We start from the raw sequence: 19,557 nt of genomic DNA, 5'->3' as shown, positions 1-19,557 counted from the left end.
AAAAGCTGCCTTTTGACCGTTTTTGTTGCCAGGGCACTGGCCTGCCGACCATGGGAGATAAGTGTGCTCCTAGTCCTGATTGCGCTTTTTGTTGTTGCGGCAATTGCACCATTGATTTTTCGGCTGCTGGGCCGTTCAACCTTCTATGTCTTGGCGGCGGTTCCCGCCGTGGCCTTCGCCTGGCTTGTGGCCAGCTTCCCCTCGTTCCTGGATGCCGAGCAGGCCGCCGCGAGCGGTGAGCCCAACGCACCGCCCTCCGAGCTCTACAGCTGGATCGGCCCGCTGAACGCCCATCTCGATTTCCGGATGGATGCCCTGGCCGCGGTGCTGTGCCTGCTGGTGCTCGGGGTCGGTTCCCTGGTGCTGTTTTACTGTGCGCGCTATTTCAAGAACGAGGACCCGCACACCGGAGCTTTCGGCGCCCAGCTGCTGGCCTTTGCCGCCTCGATGTTCGGCCTGGTCACCGCCGACGACATGATCATGCTCTTCATCTTCTGGGAGCTGACCACGATCCTGTCCTTCCTGCTGATCGGGTTCAACCGCACCAGGATGAGCGCACGGCGTTCGGCACTGACCGCCCTGATGGTCACCACCTTTGGCGGCCTGACGATGCTGGCCGGACTGGTCATGCTCGGCAATGCGGCCGGCACCTACCGCATCTCCGAGATCCTGGCCATGGCCCCGGAACTCACCGCCCTGGGCACCTACATCGACGTGGCCATCGCCCTGGTGTTGATCGGCGCGATCTCCAAGTCCGCTCTCGTTCCCTTCCACTTCTGGCTCCCCGGCGCCATGGCGGCCCCCACCCCGGTCTCCGCGTACCTGCACGCAGCGGCCATGGTCAAGGCCGGCATCTACCTGGTGGCACGACTGGCCCCGGGCTTCAACGAAACCGCCTTCTGGCAACCCATGCTGCTCTGGCTCGGACTGGCGACCCTGCTGATCGGCGGCTGGCGAGCGCTGAAGCAACACGACCTCAAACTGCTGCTGGCCTACGGCACGGTCTCCCAGCTGGGCTTCCTGATCCTGGTCATGGGCATCGGAAGCCCCAACGCGGCGCTCGCTGGCCTGGCCATGATGCTGGCCCACGGGTTCTTCAAGGCAACGCTCTTCCTGGTCGTGGGAATCATCGACCACAAGTCCGGAACCCGCGACCTGCACCAGCTGTCCGGGCTCTACCGCTCCTCCCCGGTCCTCTTTGCCGTTGCCGCCATCGCCGCGGCCTCGATGGCAGGCTTCCCGCCGCTCTACGGCTTCGTCGCCAAGGAAGCGGTCTACGAGGCGCTGCTGGAGCATGCCCAGGGCAACGGCGCCACCGGTGTGGTGCTGCTGGTGGGCGTCCTGCTCGGGGCCATGATGACCTTCGCCTACTCCGCACGCTTCTTGTGGGGCGGCTTCGCCTCCAAGCGGGGCCTTGAACCCAGCGTGTTCCCGCGCGTCCCGGCACTGTTCCTGGCCCCGCTGCTGGTCCTCACCGGCGCCACGGTCGTGTTCGCCTGGATCCCGCACGTGCTCGAGGGCGCCATCGCCCCCTACCTGGGCCTGTTCGGATCCGCCGAGAACCCCATCCACCTGGGCCTCTGGCACGGGTTCAGCCCCGCGCTGGGTTTGAGCATCCTGACCATGATCGCGGGCACCGCGCTCTTCCTGGCCCGGGAGAGGACCTTCCACCTCCAGTCCCGGGTCCCGGCGTTGCTGGATGCCGAACGAGACTACAAGCACATGGTCACCGGCGTGGACAACCTGGCCATCTGGCTCACCGGACGCACCCAGCGCGGTTCCTTGTCCTTCTACCTCGTGGTGATCCTCATCGTGGCGCTGCTGCTGCCGGCCGGCACCGCGATCCTGCTCAGCACCCCGGCACCGGGAAACTTCATCGCCTTCGACCACCCCGCCCAGCTGGTCATCGGGCTCATCATGATCCTCGGCGCCCTCGGTGCGCTGCAGGCCAACCGCCGCTTCCTGGCGGTGCTGATGGTCTCGGTCAGCGGCTACGGCATGGCCGCGATCTTCGCGCTGCAGGGAGCACCGGACCTGGCCGTGACCCAGCTCTTGGTCGAAACCATCGTGCTGGTCGCCTTCGTGCTGGCGCTGCGCGCCCTGCCGGTGGAACTGTGGGCCAAGAACCCCACCGGGCACCGGCTGGGCCGGGCGCTGATCGGCATCGGGTTCGGCGCCTCCATGATCTACATCGCCGCCACCTCGATGGCCTCGCGGGTCGCGGATCCGATCTCCCTGGCCTACCCGGAGCTTGCCTACACCGGCGGAGCGGGCAAGAACATCGTCAACGTCACCCTGGTGGACATGCGCGCCTGGGACACCTTCGGGGAAATCACGGTGCTGGCCGCGGCCGCCACCGGCGTGGCCTCTCTGATCTTCGTGCGCGGGCGCGGGGACAAGCGGGTGCGCGCCTCGAACGTTCCGCGCGGATCGGTCGACCACGGTTCCGAGGCCATCGGCGGGGCCAGTCCCAGCCGTGCCGGACTGGCAGTGGCCAGGACCTTTGCGATCTCCAAGAAGGATTCCTGGCTGGTCGCCGGGCACACCCTGGCCCCGGAGCGCCGCTCGATCACCTTCGAGGTGGTTACCCGGCTGCTGTTCCACACCATCCTGCTGGCCTCCGTGTACTTGCTGCTGGCCGGCCACAACACCCCCGGCGGAGGCTTTGCCGGCGGGCTGCTGGCCGGCCTGGCCCTGACCATCCGCTACCTGGCCGGCGGACGGGTGGAACTGGCCGAGGCCACCCCGGTGAGCCCGGGCACGCTGATGGGCACCGGGCTGGGCCTGGCGGCACTGACCGCCGCGGCGCCGCTGCTCCTGGGCGCCCAGATGTTCACCTCCGCGGCCATCGAATTCACCTGGCCGCTCTTCGGGGAGCAGAAGTTCGTGACTTCCACGCTCTTCGACATCGGGGTGTACCTGGTGGTGGTCGGGCTGGTCATCGACGTGCTGCGCTCCCTGGGCTCGGAGATCGACGACCGTTCCGAGGGCCGCAGCCCCACCGACACACATGACATGGTTTCCGACGCGGATACGGGAGTTGGACGATGAGCACCAATATCACCTTGCTCATAGTGATGGGCGTGCTCTTCGCCGTGGGCATCTACCTTTTGCTCGAGCGTTCGCTGACCCGCGTGCTGCTGGGCATCGTGGTGCTGGGCAACGGGGTGAACCTGTTGATCCTCTCCGCCGGAGGGCGCCGCGGCGAGGCGCCGCTGTACCGGTCGGCGCTGGATGCACAGGAATACAGCGACCCGCTGCCGCAGGCGCTGATCCTCACGGCCATCGTGATCACCTTTGCGGTGACAGCGTTCATGCTGGGCATCATCTACCGCTCCTGGGTCATCTCCCGGGCCGACGTGGTCGCCGACGACGACGAGGACCTGCGCGTCTCGCAGCAGTCGACCTTCGACTTCGAAGAAGACTCCCCGGTCCCCGAGGACACCACCGAATTCGAGGGCGAGGACGCCGAGCCCGCAGGGAACCACCCGGAGAAGGGGCCGCACGCATGATCGATGCACCACTGACCGCCGTTTCATTTGCCCCGCTGGTCGTGGCCCTGCCGATCTTCGGTGCCGCCCTGGCCTTCATCCTGCGCCGCAAGCGCCGCACCCAGCGCCTGGTCACCATCGCGGTCCTGGTCATCACGCTCTGCCTGGAAGCCTGGATGCTGGCCACGGTCTGGGGCGGGGGGACCTACTCGGTGACCCTCGGCGGCTGGGCCCCGCCGTTTGGCATCTCCATGGTCGTGGACGGGTTCTCGGCATTCATGCTGGTGGTCTCCTCCATCGTCTCCCTGGCGGTGCTGCTCTACGCCACCAGCCAGGGCATGGCCGACGGGGACGAGGACGGGCCCGTCTCGATCTTCCACCCCGCCTACCTGATCCTGGTCGCCGGGGTCTCCAACGCCTTTTTGGCCGGGGACCTCTTCAACCTCTACGTGGGCTTCGAGATCCTGCTGACGGCCTCCTACGTGCTGCTGACCCTGGGCGGGACCACCGCGCGGATCCGAGCGGGCACCACCTACGTGGTGGTCTCGGTCGCCTCCTCGCTGCTCTTCCTGATCGCCATCGGCATGATCTATGCGGCCGCCGGCACCGTGAACATGGCGGACCTGGCCGTGAAGCTGCCGGAGATCTCCCCGGGCACGCAGACCGTGCTGCACGTGATGCTGCTGGTCGCCTTCGGGATCAAGGCCGCGGTCTTCCCGCTGTCCTTCTGGCTCCCGGACTCCTACCCGACCGCCCCGGCCCCGGTCACCGCGGTGTTCGCCGGGCTGCTGACCAAGGTCGGGGTCTATGCGATCATCCGCACCGAGACGCTGCTCTTCCCCGGGAACCAGCTCTCCGAACCCTTGATGGTCGTGGCCGGGCTGACCATGCTGGTGGGCATCCTGGGTGCCGTGGCGCAGACCGACATCAAGCGCATGCTCTCCTTCACCCTCACCAGCCACATCGGATTCCTGATCTTCGGGGTGGCCGTGGGGAACCAGCTGGGGCTGGGGGCCACCATCTACTACGTGGCCCACCACATCGTGGTGCAGACCTCGCTCTTCCTGGTCGCCGGGCTCATCGAACGCCGGGCCGGGACCTCGAACATCGAGCGGCTCGGCTCGCTGGCCAAGCTTTCGCCGTTGCTGGCGCTGCTCTTCTTCGTCCCGGCCATGAACCTGGGCGGCATCCCGCCGTTCTCCGGCTTCCTGGGGAAGCTCGGGCTGGTGCAGGGCGGCGCCGAACTGGGCACGCCCGTGGCCTGGGCGCTGGTGGGGGTGTCCCTGTTGACCTCGCTGTTGACGTTGCTGGCGATAGCGCGTGTTTGGAACAGGGCGTTCTGGCGCAAGGCCGAGGACGCCACGGACCCGGACCCGCTGCTGCTGGTGGGCGTGGAAGCCGCGCGCGGGGCGACCTACGACATCGTGGCCAACGAGCCGGCCAGCCGCTATTCCGACCGCGGGAACACCGCACTGCTGCCCAACGGCATGCTGGCCATGACCGCGGCCCTGGTGCTGGTGGGCGTGGCGCTGACGGTGTTTGCCGGGCCGCTGTTTGAATTCAGCGACCAGGTCGCCGGCCAGCTGCTGGACCCAAACAACTACATCGAGGCGGTCCTCGGAACCGGGCAGGGGGTACGGTAAATGACCAAGGAACAACGGCTGAAAGACGCCACCGACGAATCCGGGGCACGCCAACGCGCCACCCTGCGCCAGGAACTGCCTCTGCTGGCAGGCATGATGCTGGTCTGGGGTGCGCTCTGGCAGGACTTCGCCATCGGCAACCTCGTCTTCGGGCTGCTGATCTCGCTGGTGCTGGTGCGGGTCTTCCGGCTGCCGCCGGTGATCCTATCGGGGCGCTTCAATGTTTGGCGTGCCGCGGTGTTCGCCGGGGCGTTCCTGCGGGACGTGACCCTGGCCAGCTTCGAGGTGCTGTACCTGGCGGTGTTCCGCGGCCCGCGCACCACAAGCGCGATCATCACCGTGCAGCTGCGCACCGAATCGGACTTGCTGGTCACCTTCGTGGGCCACGTGCTGACGCTGGTCCCCGGCTCCTACGTCGTGGAGGTGGACCGGCGGACCTCGACCCTGTACCTGCACGTGCTCAACGTCAACGACGAGGCCGGGGTGGAAAAGGCGCGGGCCTCGGTGATGATGATCGAGGAACGGCTGATCCGCATGATGGGCACCAAGGAAGAACTGGCCGAGTTGAATGCCGAGAAATCGGCCCCGGGCAAGGAACACGGAGAAACACCATGAACATCGTCCTGTGGATCTGCGGGATCACGCTCTCGATCGCCGGCGCCCTGGCCATGATCAGGCTGGCCAAGGGGCCCTCGATCCTGGAACGCGTCATCGCCACCGACGTGCTGCTGCTGATCGTCTCCGCGGCGCTGTGCGTGGACATGACCATCAACAAGCACACCGACAACCTCATCTTCGTGCTGCTGGCATGCCTGGTCGGGTTCGTCGGCTCGGTGACGGTTTCGCGCTTCGTCACGGACCGGAGGAACGCCTGATGCTGGACACCGTCATCGACATCGTGGCCGGGACGTTCATGATCGTCGGCTGCCTGATGTCACTGGCCGCGGGCATCGGCATGCTGCGCTTCCCGGACCTGCTCTCGCGCCTGCATGCGGCGACCAAGCCGCAGGTGCTGGGGCTGTTCCTGCTGCTGGCCGCGCTCGGGCTGGAACTGCGGTCCTGGGCGGTGCTTCCGGTGCTGCTCCTGGCCTGGCTGCTGCAGTTGCTCACCGCCCCGGTCTCGGCGCACATGGTGGGACGGGCCGGCTACCGGACCCGGCACCTGAAGCGCGAGACCCTCATCGCGGACGAATTGGCGGCGGTGGTCGAGGCCGCGGAGCAGCGCGAAGAGGCCGAGCACGGCCGGGACGGCAACAGGGACCGCGCCGACTTCATCGACTAGTCCACCGGACCCTGGGCCGGCGCCGCCAACCGGCACGGGCCACGCCAAAGCAGGGCCCGGCCGAACGCATCCGGCCGGACCCCCCGTGTGCGGAAGTGCGGAAGCTCAGGCCTTCTTGGTGAACCTCGCGATGGCCCGCTGGGTGCCGCGGTCGGTGAGCACCTGGATCAACGCGGCGGTGACGGCCGACAGCACGGCGAACCCGATGGCCTGGCGCATCGAGGCCTCGGCCTGGGCCTCCTTGTTGCCGTGCTTGGGCGGCTGCTGGCCGGTGAAACCGATCCAGGCCTTGTCGACGATCTTCCCTCCCAGGAAACCCGCGGCGATGGAAATTGCTGGACCGATCAGTTTCATCAAGCTGTTCATGGGGACTCCCGAATATTGCGGCAAAGGTACTAGGCCCAGCCTAGCTGAGGTAGCATCATAGAACTGAAACAATCACGACAGGGGAGCGTCGTGCGGGGCAACCCGCACCCAGGCGCTGAGAGTGCGGATAGCCGCAGACCCTCGAACCTGCCCCGGCTAGTACCGGCGAAGGAAGTCGAGTTCTCAGGGGTGCGCGCGGAAGTGTGCGGGCATTCCCTCCCCTCCTTGAATCCAAGGAGGATCAACACCATGGGCATCACCCACCAGCCCGCCGGGCACAAAACGGCAACCACATCCTGGCGCGTCGTCGACATCGTTATCGCGGCAGTCATCGCCGTGTCCTCGGGCGTCATCTTCTGGGCCTGGAACAGCAGCCACCACCTGCTCGACGTGCTGTTCCTGGCCTTCCCGCCTTCGGCCGCACTGGTCTCGGGCATGTGGCTCTTCCCCGCGGTGCTCGGCGCACTGATCATCCGCAAGCCCGGCGCGGCACTGTTCTGCGAAGTGGTCGCCGCGATGGTCTCGGCGCTCATGGGCTCGGAATTCGGGCTGACGGTCCTGGCCTCGGGCCTGATCCAGGGCCTGGGCGCCGAAGTGGTCTTCGCCGCGTTCCGCTACCGCACCTTCAACCTGCCCGTGGCACTGCTGGCCGGCGCCGGAGCAGGACTATTTGGAAGCGTCAACGACACCTTCATCTTCCGCTGGTTCCCCGAATACACCACCGGCATGCTCTTGGCCTACATCGGGTTCATGACCATCTCGGGCATCATCATTGCCGGGCTGCTCTCCTTCCTGGGAACCCGCGCCCTGGCCAAGACCGGCGCACTGGGCGCGCTTGCCAGCCGCAAGGCAGCCACCGAACCAATCCTCGGCTGATGGGCACGGGCATCACCATGTCTTCAGCCTCGATGCTGCACCGCGAAAACGACACCGCGGCCACGGTGCAACACCGCTGCGACGCGGTGTCCGTCAGCGCCCGGAACTGGGGGTGGCGGCACGCCGACCGCAAGCAAGCAGCGCTGTCGGGCCTGGACCTGGAGATCCGGGCCGGGGAACGCGTGCTGCTGGCCGGGCCCTCGGGCGCCGGCAAATCCACGCTGCTCTACGCGCTGGCCGGGGTCCTGGACGAAGACGACGAAACCTATTCCTCCGGCGAGCTGCTGCTGGACGGGGCACCGGCAGCCCAAGGCCGCGGACTGGTCGGGCTCATGCAGCAGGATCCCGAAACCCAGGTCGTCCAGGCCCGGGTCGGGGACGACGTGGCCTTCGGCGCGGAAAACCTTTCGGTGCCGCCCGCGCAGATCCGGCGGCGGATCATCGAGGCACTGGACGCCGTGGGACTGGAGGTCCCGCTGGACCACCCGACCTCCGCGCTCTCGGGCGGGCAGAAACAGCGCCTGGCCCTGGCCGGGATCCTGGCCATGGGACCGGGGCTGGTGCTGCTGGACGAGCCCACGGCAAACCTGGACCCGGACGGGGTGCTGGAGGTCCGCGACGCGGTGCTGGCCGCACTGGATTCCACCGGCGCGACCCTGCTGATCGTCGAACACCGGCTCGAGGCGTGGGCGGAGCACATGGACCGGGTCATCGTGTTGGAACCCGGCGGCGGCATCGCCCACGACGGAACCCCCGGCGAGCTCTTTGCCCCCGGCCCGGTCCGCGACCAGTTGGTTGCCGCCGGGGTCTGGGTGCCCGGGTACACCCCGGCATTCGACCCGCTGCCGGCCCCCGGGGAATCCGCTGCGTTGCTGCTGGAGGCCACGGACCTTGCCGTTACGCGCAAGCGCGGCGCCAGGCCGGCCGCCTCCGGCCTGGACCTGCGCCTGGGGGCGGGCGAGGCCTGGTGCGTGCGCGGGGCCAACGGCTCGGGCAAGTCGACCTTCGCGCTGACCCTCGGTGGACTGCTTCCGGTCGGATCCGGCACGGTGCTGGCCACCGGCGAATTGGCGGCCGGCACCGAGGCCCGGCCGTACCACTGGCGCGCCACCGAATTGGTGGGACGGATCGGCTCGGTCTTCCAGGAACCCGAGCACCAGTTCGTCACCCACACCGTGGCCGAGGAACTGGCCTACGGCCCGCGGCACGCGGTCAGGCCCGGAACCCGGGAACCGCTGTTCACCGAGCAGGAAATCTCCTCGCGCGTCGAATCGCTGCTGTCCCGGCTGCGGCTGGGACACCTGGCGGAGGCGAACCCCTTCACCCTCTCGGGCGGGGAAAAGCGCCGGCTCTCGGTCGCCACGGTGCTGGCGGCGGGCCCGCAGGTCCTCATCCTCGACGAGCCGACCTTCGGTCAGGACGCCAACACCTGGCGTGAACTGGCCCTGTTGCTGCGCGAGGAGCTGGGCCGCGGCACCGCGATCATCGCGGTGACCCACGATGCGGACTTCGCTCGCGCCCTGGGCGCACACGAGTTCGTCCTGCAGTCCCCGGACACCGCGGACGCTGCCGCCCCCGCCGACGCACGGCCCGGATTGCTCGAGGCCGATGTGCGCGGGGGGACAAGTTTCCTGGGCCGGGCCAACCCGCTGGCCAAGTTGGCCGCGGTTTCCCTGGCCACGATCCCGCTGGTCGCGTCCATGGACTGGGTCAGCAGCGGAATCGTGGTGGCCGCGACCGTCCTGGCGCTGCCGCTGGCCGGGCTGTCCATCCCGCGTTTCCTGGCCCGCGGCTGGCCGCTGCTGCTCGCCGCGCTCTTCGGGGCCTGGGGCACCGCGCTGGTGGGCAACGATTCCGGGGCGGTGCTGCTGGATGCTGGCATCTTCACCATCACCGAGGGCTCGCTGTCCGCCGGTGCGGCCACGGGGATGCGCGCCTTCGCGGTGGCGATCCCCGCGGTGCTGGTGCTGTTCACCACCGACCCGACGGATCTGGCCAACGCGCTGGCGCAAAAGGCGCGGCTGCCGCACCGCTTTGTGCTCGGCGCGCTGGCGGGCATGCGGCTGCTGGGGTTGCTGATCGAGGAATGGACGACGCTGGGCATGGCCCGGAGGGCCCGGGGCGTGGGCAGCCGCGGCTCGGCCGCCGCCCGGTTGCGGGCGAACCTGGGGCAGGTCTTCGGGCTGCTGGTCCAGGCCATCCGGCGGGCCTCGCGGTTGGCGGTGACCATGGAAGCCAAGGGCTTCGGCACCGCCGAGCGGACCTGGCTGCGGCCCTCGAGATACGGCCTGCGGGATGCGGGGATCGTTGCCGCCGGGCTGCTGCTGGGCACCGTCGCAACAGGGGCATCGTTGGCCCTGGGCACCTGGAACCTGGTCTGGAGCTAGGGCGTATCACTCCTGGTGGTTTCTCGATGTCCGAGCCCCAGATGGGCACGGCATGGAGCGCCGCGGCCGAGCGGCAGGCCAGGGCATGCCAGGCGCCCCACGATGTTGCGCCGCTTGCAGGCTTCCTTGTCATGGCTCACCGGGCGGCCGCCCGCCGAACCCTTGCGCTTGCGCAGGAGTTTCCTCTTGCCCCGGGATGGGGGAGGCCTTGCCGGCCACGGCCCGTTCGGCGTGTCTCCGGGCGCTGCCAGCCCTCGACCAGTGAGCGGATCATGGTGGTCGGGGCGGCGCAGGAGGTTGGTGCCGTGCTGGTGGGCCCAGTTGATCGCCGCGTCCACCGGCACTTTGATGACAGGCCCTACTTACTCCCCGCAACCTGATTGAACACCATGGGTGGTCTGGCGTGCCGTGGCGCCGCCGTCACACCAGGCGCTGTTTTGCAGCAGCCACGAGAATCCGTCGGTGGAAGCGTTGAGGTAGTTACCGTTGGCGCCGGGCAGGCCCGCCCCAACGGAAGGGATGGATCCCGGCGTGCCGAAGCCCCAGGCAGCTTCCGGGATGCCGATGCTGGGCAGCCACACCCAGTTGCCAACGATGACGGGTGCGGTGCAGGTCATTCCGCAGGCAGCCGGCGGGCGGCTGACGTTGAGACAGTCGTCGGCCAGGGCGGCCGTTGGGGCAATGAGGGCCAGGGCGGCGGTTGCGCCGGCCACGGCCAGGAATCTTCTGAGCATGATGAACTCCGAACTTTGGGCCCGGTAGATGGAAGCCGGGACCGTTTGTTGTTTCGAACGAGTACACGCAAAGGCGTTGACGGCGGCACAATGGTGCCGTCCGAATTTCACATCGAATCCCCAGTCTGGGTTCAGGGTAGACCTGCACGGCCAACGGCAGCAATAGCCAGTGACAGAGAATCTGGAACCGTCATTTTTCAACGGATAACGTGTGGTCGGTCCGCAGGGCCCTTGATTTGCCCCACAGCGGTGACCCTGAAAATTGGGCTTTTCACCACCGGCATCGTTGCTGCCATGTGTCTGCGCACCGCGCGGGCCACCGCGGCGATCCCGGAACGGCTGGGGCACGGGGCGGTGTTCCCGCCCGGACCGGCCCGCCGGGGCCAGATGCACGTGAATTCACCCGATTTCCAAGCCGAACCACGCCGACCGGAAGTGGGAGACAATCCCTGGTCGCAGGACCCGCTTGTTCCCGGTGCGTGCCCCCGGGGCTACCGGGTGAAGCCCAGGGACGCGATGGCCGGCAGGGTCCCGGCGGCAAGGTTCTGCAACACGTAGCGCTCGTGCTCCGGCATGGGCTCGGGCAGGTGGTCCAGGTCGAACCATTCCATGGCGGCGCACTTTTCCGGCTCCATGATGCGGGCCTCGCCCCGCCACGTATCCGCGGCGAAGAAGAAGTCAACGCGCTGGGCACGGGGAGAATCCCCGCCGTTGGTGCGGTGCAGGGTCGACAGCGGGACCAGGTCCGCCGGGTCCAGCAGCACCCCGGCCTCCTCGGCGGCCTCGCGCACCGCAGCGGCGAGCACCGATTCGCCGGCTTCCACGTGCCCGGCCGCGGCGCAGGCCCAGTGACCGTCCATGAACCCGGTGTTCTGCCGCAATTGCAGCAGCACCCGCGCGTCGCGGCGGAACACCACGTAGGCGGCCGGCACCAGCTGGAAGAGCTCTTGCATGATGGAACCTCGAATCCGTTGCTTCGCCCCGACGCCGGGGGATTGACCTGGGGCCGCTTATTGGATGGCGTCGACCATGGCGGTGAGTTCGGCATGCAGTTGCCCGTCGCGGGCGATCACGGTGCCGTCGATGGAGTTCACCGGGGTGAGCAGCCGGACGCTGGAGACCAGCCACACGCCCTCGGCATCCAGCAGGTTTTCCGGGGTCAGCGGCCCGTAGCCCAGCTCCCATCCGGCCTCGCGGGCGGCGGCAAAGATGGCTCCCTGGGTGGTTCCCGGCAGGATGCCGGTTTCCAGGGTCGGGGTGATCAGCCGCTTGGTGTCCCCGTCGCGGTGCGCGATCAGCACGGTGGAGGTGGGGCCCTCCAGGACGATTCCGTCGCTTGAGGTGAAGATGACGTCGTCGGCGCCCAGCTTCTTGGCGTGCCGCAGCGCCGCCATGTTCACCGCGTAGGACAGGGTCTTGGCGCCCATCAACAGCCAGGGGGCGCGCTCGGCCACCCGGGAGTCGTAGCCGCGGTCCAGGAAGATCACCGAGATCCCGCTCTGGCGCTGCTGCCGTCCCAGCTCCGGGGCCGGGGAGACCATGACCCAGGAGGTGCCGTGGCCGTTGCCCTCGGTGCCGCGGGTGGCCACGAGCTTCACCACCGCTTCCTCGGCCGGGGTGGAGGCTTCGAATGCCGCCACGGCGGTGGCGATGGCCGCACGCCACGCCTCCTCGTGCGGAACCAGCAGGTCGCAGGTCGAGGCCGAGACGCGCAGCCGGGCCAGGTGGGCGTCGAGCTTGCGCACGATCCCGTCGGTGTACAGCGCGGATTCGAAGATCCCGTCGCCGCGGGTCACGCCCTGGTCCAGGACCGAGAGCTGGGCGGTGGCGGCATCGGCGACGCGGCCGGCGGGAAAGTCGGGATCGAGGAACACAAGAGCAGTCATGGTTACCAGATTACCGCCGGGCCGGCGGTTCCCAAGTGTTCCCCGCACTGGCGGTAGTCTGGGACAAAGGCCGGGAACCACACTCTGGCAAGGAGGGATCCATGAACGAGGGCAACGACGCGCTGACGATCGGTGCCGCCTTGTGGTCCGTGGCCGTGGGGATCGAACTGACCATTCGCATCACCATGGTGGGCATCGTGCCCGGCAACCGCCGCCCCACCACCGCCATGGCCTGGCTGCTGGCGATCTTCTTCATCCCCGTGGTGGGCCTGCTGCTCTACCTGCTCTTTGCCAACACCAAGCTCTCGAGGCGCCGGATCCAGCGGCAGAGAAACGTCAACGAATCGATCCTTGAAGCCACCCAGCACATGATCGGCGGAAACCGCTCGCCAGAGGCCCCGGACTGGGTGCTCTCGGCGGTCGAGCTGAACCGGACCCTGGGTGCGCTGCCGCTGCAGGCCGGGAACGCGGTGGAATTCATCACCGGATACAAGGAATCCCTGGATGAGATGCGCCTGGAGATCGACAAGGCCCGACGCTACGTGCATGTGCAGTTCTACATCATCGGCGAGGACGATGAGTACGTCGGCCCGATCCTCGAGGCCCTGGAGCGCGCGGTCGATCGCGGGGTCAAGGTACGGGTGCTCTTCGACCACCTGGGCTCAATGCGCGTGAAGGGCTACTTCGGGTTGGTGCGGCGGATGAGCGCGGCCGGGATCAACTGGCGGCGGATGCTTCCGCTGGCACCCTTCCAGCGGCGGTGGCGGCGCCCGGATTTGCGCAACCACCGCAAGATCGTGGTGGTGGACGGGCAAGTCGCCTTCACCGGTTCGCAGAACCTCATCGAGCCCGGATACAAGCGGTCCTCCGCGCACAAGATCGGCCGCGAATGGGTCGAGCTGATGGCCAAGGTCCGCGGTCCGCTGGTGACCAGCCTGGACGTGGTATTTGCCACCGACTGGTCGCAGGAATCCGACGAGGACCTGCTCCACGACCTGGCCACGGTCGAGGATGCCATGCGCAAGGCGCCCGACGCGGGGGAGGACATCGGCCAGCTGGTTCCCAGCGGGCCGGGCTTCGAGGCGGAGAACAACCTGCGGCTGTTCAACACGCTGATCTATTCGGCCACCGAGCGGCTTTCGATCACCAGCCCCTACTTCGTCCCGGACGATTCGCTGCTCTATGCGATCACCACCGCCGCCCAGCGCGGCGTGGCGGTGGAACTGTTCGTCTGCGAGAAGGGCGACCAGGCCCTGGTGCAGCACGCCCAGCAGTCCTACTACGAGGCGCTGCTGCGCGCCGGGGTGCGGATCTACCGGTACAAGGCACCCACGGTGCTGCATTCAAAGTGCATGGCCGTGGACGACGAGGTGGTGGTCATGGGCTCATCCAACATGGACATGCGATCCTTCTCGCTGAACCTCGAGATCACCCTGATGCTGCTGGGCTCCGACCTGGTCAACGAGTTGATGAAGGTGCAGGACGTCTACCGGGCCAACTCCACCGAGCTGACCCTGGAGCAATGGTCCAAGCGCACCCCGGTGAGCCGCTGGATCGACAACGTCGCCAGGCTCTCGGCCACCTTGCAATAGGCGGCGGCAGCCGGGACGGCGAACCGCCAGGCCTTTGGCGCGGTGGCGCCGCGGGGGAAGGCAGCGCCGCGCGCAGGACCAGCTCGAGCACCGGCTTCGGGTCCGGCCCGGGGTGGCGGCGCCGGCGGTTCACGGCGCCGGATGGCCCTTGCCCACCACGGAGGCGCCAAAGACGCGCCTGACGATCACGGCGTTCACCGGGGCCAGGTTCATCAGGTGCAGCGACCACCGGCGTAGCAACAGCGCCCGGCGGCCGGCGGGCACAAAGAACCGGGCGTTGCGCCGTCCGGCCTCCTGCTGCTGCTCCACCAGGGGACGCCAGCTCGCCTCATAGCCGGCCAGTGCCGCGGGGATGCCATTGCCCGAGCCCAAGGCATCGACGAGCACCTTTGCCCCGGCAATGGCCAACGAGGCGCCCTGCCCGGCGAGCAGCGAGACGGCGAAGGCGGCATCACCCAGCAGCACGCATCGCCCGGCGCTCCAGGCCGGGACCACCGCCTGGGCGACGACATCCTCGAAGATCTCCGCGGGGCGTTGGTCCAGCGCCCGGTCGACATTGCTCCCCAGGCCGCGGAACTTCGCGAACAGTTCCTCCCGGGTATCCGGACCCGGGTCCGGGTCGCTGCACTCGACGACCCCGAAGAACGCAACGCGCCCGTCGGACAGGGCATAGAGCGTCGCCTGGCGGACCAGCGAATCGGTCAGCACCACCTCGCGCCCCAGGCTTGCGGCAAGCCCGGGATCCAAAAAGACGTACCCGAAGACGTGCAATCCCAAATGCCGCAGCACGCCGGTGGCGGGCAGCGCGGGCATGGCGCCGCGCACCGTCGAGTGGATGCCGTCGGCGCCGACGAGCAGGTCGGCATCGAAGTCGCGCCCGTCGGCCAACACCGCCCGTGCGGGAGCCCCCGGCCCCTCGGCATCCGGGAACCGGCCCGGGTCCACGGACACGACCTTCGCGCCCTGGATGATGCCCGCCGAATCGCCGACCCATTCGCGCAATCCCGTTTCGATGTCGGGGCGAAGGATGGAGAAGAACTTCCCGTGGGCGGCGTTCAGGAAGGATTCCATGGCGAACTTCGCCCGGGTTCGCCCGGCCGGGTCGACGTAGCGGGCCCGTGCATACATTTCCCCGTGGCGTTGCAGGTGCGCGATGGCGCCCAGGGACTCGGCCGCGGCAAAGCCGGGACCGAAGAAATCGATCATGTAGCCGGCCGTGCGCGGTGCCGGCGCCTGCTCCAGCAACGTGGTCTCCCAGCCGTTTTGTGCCAGTGCCCCGGCGGCGGCCAGCCCGCCGATTCCCGCGCCGACGACCAATGCCCGCATGGTTCTTCACCCCATTCGATCCGCCGGGGCAATCGCTGCCCCTCTGCGGCCACGATACCGCCGTGCCACGCCATCGGTACCCGATCGTTTCCACCAGGAATACACCGGAGGGAAACTGACGGCCCACGGGCGGGGTGTTCCTCGGACGCCAAGGGTTTGGGCTGACGCCAAGCCCCTGGGTGAAGCTCCAGCCGGTTTCTTCCCGGGGCCCGGGATGAAACGCGTTGGACGCTTTGCCCGGTTGGCGGTGTGGTTGCCCGGCGTCGCGAATTCGACATGGCTGTTGCCCTTGATGGTGCCTGGTCGAGGAACGAACCGTTCCGGTGCCCACCCGTTCACGGGTCCCGATTCCGCCGGGCATGGCCTTGGGTGTCGCCGCGCGGACGACCGCGGATGCTGGCATACTCGGTGGCCTACGCCACGAAGCCGCGAATGGAGCCTGCCAAGCCGTGAACAGCATCAAGGAAGCAGCGGTCGTCCTGCGCCACCGGCAGTTTCGAAGCTTTTGGACCGGGCGGGTGGTTTCCTCACTTGGATCGGCGGCGGCCCCGATCGCTGTCGCGTTTGCCGCCCTGGAGGCGGGCGGCGGAGTCGAATGGCTGGGGTTCATCCTCGCCCTCAACATCGCCCCGCAGGTCCTCCTGCTGCTCGTCGGCGGCGTGCTGGGCGACAGGGTCCGGCGTGACCGGGTCATGGTCGTCGCCAACGCCGTCTCCGGGATCGTGCAGGTGGCCATGGCCATCCTGATCCTGGCGGGTGTGGCCGAACTGTGGATGCTGGCCGCTTCCGTCTTTCTGCTGGGCATGGCCTCGGCCTTCTTCCAGCCGGCCTCGCAGGGATCCATCGTCCAGCTGGTCTCCGCGGAACTTCGGGTGGCGGCGAACGCGGTGCTGCGCCTGCCGCTGAACGTCGCCAAGGTGCTGGGCCCGGCACTTGGCGGACTGGTGGTGGCCCTGGTGGGTCCGGGCTGGGCACTGGCGTTCAATGCCTCGACATTCCTTGTGTCGGTGTTCTTTCTCGCGGCCATCCGCCTGCCGCAGCCGATCAAGGCCAAGGCCTCGGCGTTCTCGGCCTTCCGGACCGGGTGGAAGGAATTTCGTGCCAGGCGTTGGTACGTCGTCATGGTGGCGCAGTCCGCCGTCACGGTGCTTATGTGGCTTGTGGGATTCCAGCTCTTCGGACCCGTCATTTCCCATTCGTCCCTGGGCGGTGCCTTCGCCTGGGGACTGATCAGCGGGGGATTCGCCTTCGGGCTGGTCGGAGGCTCGCTGGTCGCCGTCGCGGTCCGGCTCCAACGGGTGGGCGTCACCGTGTCCTTCTGCCTCGCGGCCCAGGCCTTGCCGCTGGTTGCGCTTGGCTTTGTGGCACCGATCTGGGTGATCGTGGGTGCCGCCGTCCTGGCCGGCATTGCCCTGGATATCTCGATCGTTTCCTGGTCTGCGTTCTTCCAGGAACAAATACCGGAAGGCTTGCAGTCCCGCCTGTCCTCGATCAGCACCTTCGGCCAGCTGCTGCCCGTCCCGATCGGGTACGTCCTGTTCGGTGCGCTGAGCCGGGAGAGCGGCACGCTCGGCCTGATGACCCTCATGTCCGGCGTTCTCGTTGTCGCGGCGTTGCTCCCGCTCGCGCTTCCCTCCATTCGCCAGCTGAGGCTCGGACTAGTCATCGACGGGGACCGGGCCACGATTCCGGGCGGAGGCTCCACAGTGGGCATGGGCACCAACCTCCGCTGACGACCGGTATCCATGGGATAGCTCCGCGGAACCTAGATATTGCATGGGCAGCCTTCCCCGCCTAGACAGAGCTTGGAAGGTTCCGTCGCTGTTGTTCTCGGCAGCCAGCGGGAACAACCGGCGGATCGTGCTCGCCGATTGCACAACGGCCGGACGGATGATCCGGGCAATCGCCGGTGGCGAGTTCTGGTGGGGCCCGTCTGTCTTGGCAGTACGTACCAAAGTTCTTCCTTGCGGTTGCGCGAACACAGCACAGTCCCACCGGGACAGCCAAGGAGTGCGTCAGAACGTGGTAACTTCCCATGCAGACTTCGGATTCCAACGACGATTCACCCGGCATCGGCGCAATAAATGCACCCTGCTATCCTTGGGAACATGCGTAGCCCACAGCGATTTATCGGCCCCCGACCGTTTACCGGTCGCGAGGGCTACTTGGCGCGCGCCTAGGTCCTGGTGACGGAGCGGATCGGGGGATTGCCCACCGATCCATTCCCACCCAAGGACCCCTGATGACTAATTATCTCTCCCCGGCCGAACTTCACGAGGCGCTGGCCTTGCGCGACCTCTCCGATCCCGAACACGGCCCCCACGCCATGCAAGAGCTGCTGGCGCAAGTGGCAAACGCCCTCACCCGATCGTGGGGCGTGGCCGCCCGAACGGTGCGAAACAGCCCGTTGGTCTCGGTGGCCGACAACTACGACAAGCTCGGCTTCTCCGCGTCGACGGTGACCCGCGACCGGCGGTATTCGCGCTACGTGAGTCCCACGGTGATGCTTCGAAGCCACACCTCGGCCTCCGTCCCGGCCCTGCTCCGGAACCTGCCGCCAAAGCAACACATGGATGAGTTGGTCGTGATGCCGGGGCTGGTCTATCGCCGGGACGCCATTGACCGCACCCACGTCGGTGCGCCCCACCAGGTCGACCTCTGGCGGATCGCATCCACCCCCACGCTGGCGCCGAGGGACCTGGAATCCATGGTGGCCGAGCTTGTTGAAGCCGTCCTTCCCGGTGCCCCATGGCGCACGGTTCCGGCCGTGCATCCCTACACGAGACACGGGATGCAGGTGGATGTGCTGGTGGGGAACGACTGGCTGGAACTGGCCGAATGCGGCTTGATGGCGCCCGGGCTCTTCGCCGATGCGGGACTCGACCCGGAGCAGTGGTCGGGCCTGGCCCTGGGCATGGGCCTGGACCGCGCCCTGATGCTGCGCAAGGGAATCCCAGACATCCGCCTCCTGCGCGCCGGCAACGAACGCATCGCATCCCAGATGCTCGACCTGGAACCGTGGCAACAGGTCTCCCTGCTCCCTCCCACGCGCAGGGACATCTCGATCGTCGTGCCCGAATCATTCGACGACGAGATCCTGGGCGACGAAGTCCGCCAAGCCCTGGGCGCGCGCATGGACGACCTGGAATCTGTCGAGCTCCTGGACCTGACACCCTTCACGGAGCTGCCCGCCGCGGCACGGGACCGGCTGCGGATCGAGCCAGGACAGGCCAACGCCCTGATCCGCCTGGTCTTGCGGCCCATCGAGCGAACACTGACGGCGCCGGAGGCCAACCTGATTCGCGACGACATCTACCGGGCGCTGCACCAGGGCCCGGTCATGGAACTCATCGCCGGTTGACCCTGCGCGGGCGCGGGCGGCCGCAACTCCAAGCCGGCCGCGCCCCCGGCAAGGTTCGGCAGGCCGGATGGCCACGGGCGTTGCCGGAGCGACCGCGACCCGAGTGATGGACGCCCGACCGACCGGGTTGCATGATGGAAAGACCTCGAGAATTGGAGAAGCGCATGAACGTCATCCGAATAACGATCGACCTCACCGTGGAAGACATCGAGGGGGCGAAGGCCTTCTATTCCGACTACCTGGGGCTGGACGGGCAGGACATGGGACTCGACTGGGTCACCCGTTTCGTGGTGCCCGGATCCGGGGAACACCTTCAGCTGGTCTCGGGGGATGCGACGGCACCCGAGAACCCCAAGCTCACCGTCAAGGTGGACGACGTCGACGAAGCGTACGCCGGGGCCGTCCGACGTGGCTACGAACTCGTCCATCCGCTGACGACGGAGCCGTGGGGCATCCGCCGGTTTTTCGTCCGGGCGCCCGACGGGACGGTGCTCAACATCGCCCAACACATCGACACCTAGCCACCTCCCCGGGCTGCATCCAACGCGGGACATCCAAGCCAGCAGGATTCAAGAAGCGCTGCCCGCTGACTCCGCCTAAAGTGAATGGCGTA

At 67.8% G+C, this 19,557-nt stretch carries 17 protein-coding genes and 1 riboswitch; of the genes, 12 read left to right on the top strand and 5 right to left on the bottom strand.

The genetic code is table 11. The features are described 5' to 3' along the window. The first annotated feature begins 63 nt into the window (after nucleotides 1–63). Genes FPY90_RS09155 through mnhG form a run of 6 tightly spaced genes read left to right on the top strand, consistent with a single transcriptional unit; the run spans nucleotide 64 to nucleotide 6,416 of the window. On the top strand, nucleotides 64–3,051 hold the full coding sequence (locus tag FPY90_RS09155; RefSeq protein WP_071212697.1) for a Na+/H+ antiporter subunit A: 2,988 nt from the start codon (nucleotides 64–66) through the stop codon (nucleotides 3,049–3,051). After that, a complete protein-coding gene (locus FPY90_RS09150) occupies nucleotides 3,048–3,512 on the top strand; it encodes a Na(+)/H(+) antiporter subunit C (protein ID WP_071212698.1) in 465 nt (154 codons plus the stop codon). Before FPY90_RS09155 ends, FPY90_RS09150 begins: the two co-directional genes overlap by 4 nt. Next, entirely contained in the window at nucleotides 3,509–5,134 is a 1,626-nt protein-coding gene (locus FPY90_RS09145; RefSeq protein WP_071212699.1) for a Na+/H+ antiporter subunit D, read from the top strand. Before FPY90_RS09150 ends, FPY90_RS09145 begins: the two co-directional genes overlap by 4 nt. Then, a complete protein-coding gene (locus FPY90_RS09140) occupies nucleotides 5,135–5,749 on the top strand; it encodes a Na+/H+ antiporter subunit E (RefSeq protein WP_071212700.1) in 615 nt (204 codons plus the stop codon). It begins immediately after the preceding gene. Further along, nucleotides 5,746–6,009, top strand: coding sequence for an MrpF/PhaF family protein (locus FPY90_RS09135; protein WP_071212701.1), 264 nt, complete (start codon nucleotides 5,746–5,748; stop codon nucleotides 6,007–6,009). The genes FPY90_RS09140 and FPY90_RS09135 overlap by 4 nt, the downstream gene beginning before the upstream one ends. Next, nucleotides 6,009–6,416: a monovalent cation/H(+) antiporter subunit G gene (gene mnhG / locus FPY90_RS09130; RefSeq protein ID WP_071212702.1), complete on the top strand. Its 408-nt coding sequence runs from the start codon at nucleotides 6,009–6,011 to the stop codon at nucleotides 6,414–6,416. Before FPY90_RS09135 ends, mnhG begins: the two co-directional genes overlap by 1 nt. A 105-nt stretch (nucleotides 6,417–6,521) precedes the next feature. On the opposite strand, the gene FPY90_RS09125 is transcribed toward mnhG, so the two are convergent. Beyond that, on the bottom strand, nucleotides 6,522–6,782 hold the full coding sequence (locus FPY90_RS09125; RefSeq protein WP_071212703.1) for a DUF4235 domain-containing protein: 261 nt from the start codon (nucleotides 6,780–6,782) through the stop codon (nucleotides 6,522–6,524). 69 nt (nucleotides 6,783–6,851) lie between these two features. Beyond that, nucleotides 6,852–6,973, top strand: a riboswitch (TPP riboswitch). Nucleotides 6,974–7,031: 58 nt separating this feature from the next. Between FPY90_RS09125 and FPY90_RS09120 the strand changes: the two genes are divergently transcribed. Together FPY90_RS09120 and FPY90_RS09115 are read left to right on the top strand one after the other, a co-directional pair. Then, nucleotides 7,032–7,658: an ECF transporter S component gene (locus FPY90_RS09120; RefSeq protein WP_071212704.1), complete on the top strand. Its 627-nt coding sequence runs from the start codon at nucleotides 7,032–7,034 to the stop codon at nucleotides 7,656–7,658. 32 nt (nucleotides 7,659–7,690) lie between these two features. Continuing rightward, entirely contained in the window at nucleotides 7,691–10,045 is a 2,355-nt protein-coding gene (locus tag FPY90_RS09115; protein ID WP_498685559.1) for an ATP-binding cassette domain-containing protein, read from the top strand. A 362-nt stretch (nucleotides 10,046–10,407) separates the two neighbouring features. Here FPY90_RS09115 and FPY90_RS09110 read toward each other — a convergent pair whose 3' ends face one another. From FPY90_RS09110 to FPY90_RS09100, 3 genes are all read right to left on the bottom strand, one after another. After that, complete coding sequence (locus FPY90_RS09110; RefSeq protein ID WP_498685134.1) at nucleotides 10,408–10,779, bottom strand: hypothetical protein; 372 nt, start codon at nucleotides 10,777–10,779, stop codon at nucleotides 10,408–10,410. A gap of 491 nt (nucleotides 10,780–11,270) precedes the next feature. Then, nucleotides 11,271–11,732, bottom strand: a complete 462-nt coding sequence (locus tag FPY90_RS09105) for an NUDIX domain-containing protein (RefSeq protein WP_071212706.1) — start codon at nucleotides 11,730–11,732, stop codon at nucleotides 11,271–11,273. A 57-nt stretch (nucleotides 11,733–11,789) separates the two neighbouring features. After that, the gene (locus FPY90_RS09100; protein ID WP_498685129.1) at nucleotides 11,790–12,665 is read right to left on the bottom strand and encodes an aminodeoxychorismate lyase; all 876 of its coding nucleotides are present in this window, start codon (nucleotides 12,663–12,665) and stop codon (nucleotides 11,790–11,792) included. Nucleotides 12,666–12,766: 101 nt separating this feature from the next. On the opposite strand from FPY90_RS09100, the gene cls reads away from it, so the two are divergent. After that, nucleotides 12,767–14,257 carry a cardiolipin synthase gene (gene cls, locus FPY90_RS09095; protein ID WP_175475354.1) on the top strand — a complete coding sequence of 497 codons (1,491 nt, stop codon included), beginning with the start codon at nucleotides 12,767–12,769 and terminating at the stop codon, nucleotides 14,255–14,257. 129 nt (nucleotides 14,258–14,386) lie between these two features. Here the strand turns inward: cls and FPY90_RS09090 are convergent, their stop codons facing one another. Continuing rightward, nucleotides 14,387–15,583, bottom strand: a complete 1,197-nt coding sequence (locus FPY90_RS09090; protein ID WP_498685125.1) for an FAD-dependent monooxygenase — start codon at nucleotides 15,581–15,583, stop codon at nucleotides 14,387–14,389. 449 nt (nucleotides 15,584–16,032) lie between these two features. Here FPY90_RS09090 and FPY90_RS09085 point away from each other — a divergent pair, with 449 nt between their 5' ends. From FPY90_RS09085 to FPY90_RS09075, 3 genes are all read left to right on the top strand, one after another. Further along, nucleotides 16,033–17,316 (top strand): MFS transporter, encoded by a 1,284-nt coding sequence (locus tag FPY90_RS09085; RefSeq protein ID WP_498685122.1) that lies wholly within the window; start codon nucleotides 16,033–16,035, stop codon nucleotides 17,314–17,316. 509 nt (nucleotides 17,317–17,825) lie between these two features. Continuing rightward, on the top strand, nucleotides 17,826–18,944 hold the full coding sequence (gene srmL, locus FPY90_RS09080) for a PheS-related mystery ligase SrmL (RefSeq protein WP_498685121.1): 1,119 nt from the start codon (nucleotides 17,826–17,828) through the stop codon (nucleotides 18,942–18,944). A gap of 164 nt (nucleotides 18,945–19,108) precedes the next feature. Further along, nucleotides 19,109–19,465 carry a VOC family protein gene (locus tag FPY90_RS09075; protein ID WP_498685119.1) on the top strand — a complete coding sequence of 119 codons (357 nt, stop codon included), beginning with the start codon at nucleotides 19,109–19,111 and terminating at the stop codon, nucleotides 19,463–19,465. The last annotated feature ends 92 nt before the right edge of the window (nucleotides 19,466–19,557 follow it).

This window comes from Arthrobacter sp. C2, assembly GCA_024207135.1.
Classification (GTDB): Bacteria; Actinomycetota; Actinomycetes; order Actinomycetales; family Micrococcaceae; genus Paeniglutamicibacter.
This window is presented reverse-complemented; position numbering and strand designations above follow the sequence as displayed.